Source organism: Streptomyces sp. P5F9 (assembly GCF_057961495.1).
In genome coordinates this window covers 1-6,088 of the sequence record NZ_JBXVPZ010000536.1, presented here as the reverse complement: position 1 = coordinate 6,088, position 6,088 = coordinate 1, and the positions used below count along the sequence as shown (strand labels likewise).

5 protein-coding genes, 1 tRNA gene and 1 pseudogene are annotated in these 6,088 nt (G+C 68.5%); 3 read left to right on the top strand and 4 right to left on the bottom strand.

All coding sequences use genetic code 11. The features are described from left to right. From AC31A1_RS44810 to AC31A1_RS44800, 3 genes and pseudogenes are all read right to left on the bottom strand, one after another. Nucleotides 1-584, bottom strand: a pseudogene (locus AC31A1_RS44810) (hypothetical protein); the annotation flags it as partial. Between the two features lie 109 nt (nucleotides 585-693). Then, on the bottom strand, nucleotides 694-1,653 hold the full coding sequence (locus tag AC31A1_RS44805; RefSeq protein ID WP_489658828.1) for an MFS transporter: 960 nt from the start codon (nucleotides 1,651-1,653) through the stop codon (nucleotides 694-696). After that, nucleotides 1,593-1,970 carry a hypothetical protein gene (locus tag AC31A1_RS44800; RefSeq protein ID WP_489658827.1) on the bottom strand — a complete coding sequence of 126 codons (378 nt, stop codon included), beginning with the start codon at nucleotides 1,968-1,970 and terminating at the stop codon, nucleotides 1,593-1,595. Before AC31A1_RS44800 ends, AC31A1_RS44805 begins: the two co-directional genes overlap by 61 nt. A gap of 783 nt (nucleotides 1,971-2,753) precedes the next feature. On the opposite strand from AC31A1_RS44800, the gene AC31A1_RS44795 reads away from it, so the two are divergent. Then, nucleotides 2,754-4,220, top strand: a complete 1,467-nt coding sequence (locus AC31A1_RS44795) for a site-specific integrase (RefSeq protein WP_489658826.1) — start codon at nucleotides 2,754-2,756, stop codon at nucleotides 4,218-4,220. On the opposite strand, the gene AC31A1_RS44790 is transcribed toward AC31A1_RS44795, so the two are convergent. Beyond that, a tRNA-Pro gene (locus tag AC31A1_RS44790) sits at nucleotides 4,183-4,259 on the bottom strand. The two genes, AC31A1_RS44795 and AC31A1_RS44790, sit on opposite strands and share 38 nt — an antisense overlap. A 164-nt stretch (nucleotides 4,260-4,423) precedes the next feature. On the opposite strand from AC31A1_RS44790, the gene AC31A1_RS44785 reads away from it, so the two are divergent. Further along, nucleotides 4,424-5,134, top strand: a complete 711-nt coding sequence (locus AC31A1_RS44785) for a transketolase (protein WP_489658825.1) — start codon at nucleotides 4,424-4,426, stop codon at nucleotides 5,132-5,134. 39 nt (nucleotides 5,135-5,173) lie between these two features. Continuing rightward, on the top strand, nucleotides 5,174-6,088 hold a 915-nt coding region (locus AC31A1_RS44780), incomplete at its 3' end, for a transketolase family protein (protein WP_489658824.1).

Here is a 6,088-nt window from a genome sequence, read left to right as displayed (position 1 = left end):
GGACGATCCCCAGCTTCCACCACAGCAGAAACCGAATCAGCTCGACCAGTGACTACACCACTCGGCGGGACACCATCGCCTGAAGGCTCCGCCGGGAGCCAGGACTCGACATAAGGGACGAAGGGTAGGGGCTGCCCCTGCCAAGTCCAACTGGACCGATACGGGCGATCCCGGCCGTCGAGTCCAGGGCCGACGTTGGCCCAGACGACCGACGAGGGGGCCAGCGCGATCACAGCATCCGCGCAGTTTGAAAGCGTGGACACCAACAACGCCGCCTCGGCGCTCTTCGAAAGCCCCAAGATGCTGACCCGTTCAACACCACGTTCACGCAACAGCCCGGTCGCCTCAACAAGGGTCTCCAGCGGAACTTCACAGATGCCCGGCGGCTGCCCGGGCCCGCCGAACCACCGAACCGTCGCCGCAGTCACGCCGGCACGGGCGAAGAGCCGACAACGTTCGCGCTCGATCCGGCCGCTCGATCCAGACAGCACAAGTACGCCCGCGTTGCTGCCACCCACGAGTGGCGCAGCGATGAAGCCCGCCCAGGGCTCGGTCAGTTCGAACTCGGCGATTTCGGCGGCCATGCTGGCAACCTAGCCGAGGTCGCGATGAGCGGATCAGCAACCCCAAGCCTGTGTTGGGAACTTGAGCAACGCGAACTCATCGTGACCGCAGGCGCGGGCCAGCAGTTCGCTATGGAGAGTCGGCCGGGGATGGGGCCGATTCCTGAACCGGCTCCCCCGCCGGTGCTGGAATGCCCTGGGCGGAAGTGCGTGCCGTCTTCCATGGCAAAAGGAGCACGCTCGACAAACACAGCACACCAGCGATGAACAGCGCACCACGAACACCCACCGCATCGGCGATGAGGCCACCGGCAATCATAAAGACTGCCTGGCACGTCTTCGAGCTGATCAACCAGGAGGTCACCGCGCGGGACATGAACGCGTCCTGCGTGGCCTCCATGCGGTAGGTGGTGAACGACGGATTGAAAACGCCGGCCGCGAACAACAGGCCGAAGTCAACCGCCACGATGATGATCACGCCGAGGGCACCGAACGGCACAAGCGGCAACAGGATCGTCCAGAGTGTGCGTGCGACGCCGGACAGCAACAGGATCCGGCGCTGCCCCAGACGGCGGGTGAGCGGCGGAGTCAATCGAGAACCCAGCACACCGCCCTGACAGGGCAGTCCCAGAGCAAGTCCGTACTGCCACGGCGCGAGGCCAAGGTCACGCAGCATGAGGACGGCCATCAACGGTGACGTCATCATGATGGAGCCGCCGACGAGAAGGGAGTTGCAGAACAACGCACGCAGTCCGGGATGTCGCAGGATGTACTGCCAGCCGACCGCAATGTCGCGGTCCAGGCGAGGGGCAGCGGCGCGTGCCGTCAGCGCGGGTTCGGGCCGCTGGATACGGCGGATGCCGATAGCGGATCCCACGAACGACGTGGCGTCGACCGCCATCGTCACGGTGGGGCCCAGAACACCGACCAGAAACCCGCCGACTGGCGGACCGACGCTGACACTGATCCAGTTGGTGGTCTCGAACAGGCTGTTGGCACGAAGACGGTGCTTGGGCAGGACAAGCGCCTTCAGGTGCTCGCCGCGTCGAACGCGACCGCCGCGGCCGTCTGAAGGATGCCCACGCCACACAGATGGATGAAGGTGAGCCCGCCGAAAGCAGCCGCGAGAGGAACGCTCACCAGTACCGCGCAGCGGACCAGATCGGCAGTGATCATGACAGGTCGCTTGTACTGGTGCTCAATGCGGACACCAAGCGGGAGGGCGATCACCGCACTGGCCACTGCGGAGAAAGCAGTAAGCAGAGGAACCTGAAACGCCGAGGAATGCAGCACCAGGAGGGCGACCAGCGGCAAAGCCCCCATAGCGACGGCACTGCCCGCAGCACTGACCCCGTATGCGCCCCACAACCGTCGGAAGTCCCGCCCGAGCGTGGCCTGCCGCGCCAACACACCCTCCCCACTCGTGAAAGCAGTCAGCGTAGAGGCTCGCACTGCCCGCCCCGTTGTTCAGGGTCGCGGAACGCTGCTGTGGCCTCCGCCGCCGCACCTCCACTCGAAGCACAATCAACGCCGACCATCGCCACAACCGTTACAGAGGCGCCCCAAGGTGCGAACCTGCTACCCGGCTGCGCCCGCCTCTCAACGCCGCCGGGACCCAACACGGCGCCACCCGACGACGTGTCAAGCAGAACGAGGGTGGCCGGTCATAGGCGGGCACGGAAGTCGGGGTTCGTCGTCCTCGCGTCGGCTCCGCGCGAGCGGACTGGAGCCTGATCATTTCAGGTGGTCTGACCAGCCCATCCACACACCTGACACCCCATCAGAACGAGCGTCATTCCAGCGGCAAGATACCGCCCATAACGCCCACACCGCACATAATGTGCACTCACAAAACCGCAGGTCAGGACAGCTTGGCCACCGGCTCAAGGATCGCGACGCACTCCATATGGTGCGTCATCGGGAACAGATCAAGGCCTCGTCCACGTCGCGGCACGCAGGAACTGAGCAGTCATCCGACCCCGTACGGCGGTGAGGCATCCACTCGCGATGATCCGAGAGGCAGAGAGAGAAGAGAGCTCCGCCACGGAATCAGACGTCCCAGGCTGTCTCCCTTGGTGCGCGGCCAAGGGAAACGCGCTGGTCGCGGCAGCATGGTGGACGTGGTGGTCGCAGGTGATCGCACGAGACTGGAGGTGTCGGCCATTCCTCCTCCGCTGGGAGGCGATCCCCATGCGCACCACCACCGACCGCGGCCGCGTCTACCGCAGGTGCGGCTGCCGCGACAGCCACCGTCGCCAGCTCGGAGCCGGCTGCCCGAGCCTGATCACCGACCATCACCACGGGACGTGGACCTTCGCTGTCGACATCCCCGCACCGCACCACCGCCGGACCACCGTCCGGCGAGGCGGCTTCACCAGCCACAACGCCGCCGGGGCCGCGCTGGCCACGTTCCTGGAGGGCGAGGCCGGCGGCTTCAACGCCGACCCGAACCAGACCGTCGCCGACTACCTGCACACCTGGCTGACGGCCAAGGCACTGGTACTCAAGCCGACGACCATGGCCCGCTACCGCGACTACGTGCACAACGACCTCGTCCCCGCCTTCGGCAGCCTCCGGCTGGACGACCTCCGGCACCGGCACATCAACGCCTTCGTCACCAGCGAGTTCGAGGCTGGCCGCGGCCGCACCACCCTCTACCGGTGCCTGGCCACTCTGTCGAGCGCGCTGGGCGACGCCGTCCGCCAGCACCGCCTCGCCCACAACCCGGCCAGCCCACCGGCACTGCGTCGACCGCCCGCGCCGGAGCGCCGGATCTGGACCGCCGCCGAGGCGGTGCGCTTCCTCCGGCACTGCCACCAGGCCGACCCCGACATGGCTGACCTGTTCGAGGTCCTCATCGGCACCGGCCTGCGCAAAGGCGAAGCCCTCGGCCTGCACTGGGACGACATCCACCTCACCGAAGGTGTGTTGTATGTGCGCTGCACGCTCTCCGCGATCGACAACAATCGGCTCGTCATCACCGCGCCCAAGACCCGCTCCAGCAAGAACTGGGTCGCCATCTCACCCCGCGTCGCCGCCGCCCTCCAACACCGGGCCCGCTCCAGCGCCCGAACCCACAGCAACCCGAGCGATCCGTTCACCGGACTGGTCTTCTGCCGACCCGACGGCCGGCCCCTGCGGCCGCGCTCCGTCCTCGACCGGCTCCGGCAACTGTCCGACGAAGCCGACGTCCCCCGGGTGACCGTTCACGACCTGCGCCACCTGGCCGCCACCCTCACCATCACCGCCGGAGTTCCGCTCGCCGTGGTCTCCAAGACCCTGCGCCACTCCACCCTGTCAACCACGGCCAACATCTACAGCCACCTCACCCGGCAAGCCGCCCGCGAAGCCGTCGACACCATCCAGCACACCCTCACCCGGGCCGAACAAAGAGCCGACCGCCAGGCCCGGCCGAAGCGGCCGCGCTCACCACGCGACCACATCCAGCGGCTGCGCGAAGCCCTCAACCGGCTCCGCTCCCCCGCCTCGCCCGGGTCCCGCTCCCCCGCGAGCCGTCCCCAGATCCGGCCTGCGACCACACTGCGACCACCAGCCCTCCAGGAACGCGAAAAGCCGCCCTCCCCCAAAGGAGAGAACGGCCTCCGACCTGCATCAAAGCTGGTCGGGACGACAGGATTTGAACCTGCGACCCCTTGACCCCCAGTCAAGTGCGCTACCAAGCTGCGCCACGTCCCGCTGCCCGTCTGACCTGGGGTTTCCCCTGGTTGAACGCGCATGGAAACAATACCGCACTCGCGTCGATGATCGCGCACGCCTTTATTCGGGGCCGGGGTCACTTGCGGCCGACTCCAACCGCGCCGCTTGACCTGAAGTTTGGTTGAGGTTGCACGATCGTCCGCATGACGACGACCACCACGGAACACAGCCGCCCGTACACGCACGGCGACCTGCCCCGGCTCATGGGGCTGATGACCGGCGACGAGAAGCACGGTCCGGCGGCGACCTCCACGCTGGACGTGCTGTGGGTGCTCTACGACCGGGTGCTACGGGTCGGCCCGGAGCGGATGGACGACCCCGAACGGGACCGGTTCCTGCTGTCCAAGGGGCACGGGCCCATGGCCTACTACGCCGTGCTGGCCGCCAAGGGGTTCGTACCGGTGGAGTGGCTCCCGGACTTCGGCTCCTACGACTCGCCGCTCGGGCACCATCCCGACCGGGTGCTGGTGCCGGGCGCGGAGATCGGCAGCGGGTCGCTGGGGCACGGGCTGCCGATCGCCGTCGGGACGGCACTCGGGCTGCGCGCCCAGGGACGTACCGAACCGCGGGTCTGGGTGCTGGTCGGGGACGCCGAACTGGACGAGGGCAGCAACCACGAGGCCATCGCCTTCGCCGGGCCCGCCGGACTGGACCGGCTGCACACCGTCGTCGTCGACAACTCCTCCGCGAGCCATGCCCGGCCCGGCGGTATCGCCGCCCGCTTCGAGGCCGCGGGCTGGTCCGCGGTGACGGTCGACGGCCGTGACCACGAAGCGCTGTACGCCGCCTTCACCACGCCGCACCCCGGCCGACCGCATGTGGTCGTGGCCCGGGTGGAGCCGAAGTCCGCCTGATCGTCCCTCCCCCCACCGGCACATCGAGAAAGGCTCTCCATGGACACCATGCGTGACCGTTTCGCCCCGGTCGTCTCCCGGCTGCTCGACGAGGACCCGCGCGTCGCGGTCGTGCTCGCCGAGATCGGCAAGGACGGCTTCGCGGACGCCCGACTGCGGCACCCCGACCGGGTGATCAACGTCGGCATCTGCGAGCAGCTCCTCGTCGGGGCGGGCGCGGGACTCGCCCTGACCGGGATGCGCCCGGTCGTGCACACCTTCGCGAGCTTCCTCGTCGAGCGCCCCTTCGAGCAGGTCAAGCTGGACCTCGGACACCAGGACGTCGGCGCGGTCCTGGTGAGCGCGGCGGCCTCCTTCGACTGGCCGGCCGGTGGGTTCACGCACATGGCTCCGGGCGACGTGGCCCTCCTCGACACCCTGGACGGCTGGACCGTGCACGTGCCGGGCCACCCGGACGAGGCCGAGACCCTCCTACGGCACGCGGTCGCGGCGGGCGACGACAAGGTGTACGTACGGCTGTCCGTCCAGTCGAACGCCGAGGCTCTCCCGGTCGACGGCGCCCACTTCCTCACCGTCCGCCAGGGCCGCTCCGGTGTGGTCGTCGCCGTCGGACCGATGCTCGACACCGTCCTCACCGCGACGGAGGGCCTCGACGTCACCGTCCTGTACGCGACGACCGTCCGGCCCTTCGACGCGGACGCGTTGCGCGCCGCCACGCGCGATGCCGGGACGGACGTCGTCCTCGTCGAGCCATATCTGGCGGGCACCTCGACAGCAGCCGCCAACGACGCACTCGCCGACGTGCCCCACCGTGTGCTCGGCCTGGGCGTCGGCAAGGCCGAACTCCGGCGCTACGGCACCGTCGCCGAACACCTCACCGCCCACGGCCTCGACGCGCGGACGCTCCGCGAGCGGATCGGCGGCTTGGTGGAAAGAGGGGAAGGAGGGGGCGGG

Coding starts and splice junctions, on each gene's coding strand:
- AC31A1_RS44795 (WP_489658826.1), top strand. CDS start 2,754: ATGCGCACCACCACCGACCGCGGCCGCGTCTACCGCAGGTGCGGCTGC.
- AC31A1_RS44785 (WP_489658825.1), top strand. CDS start 4,424: ATGACGACGACCACCACGGAACACAGCCGCCCGTACACGCACGGCGAC.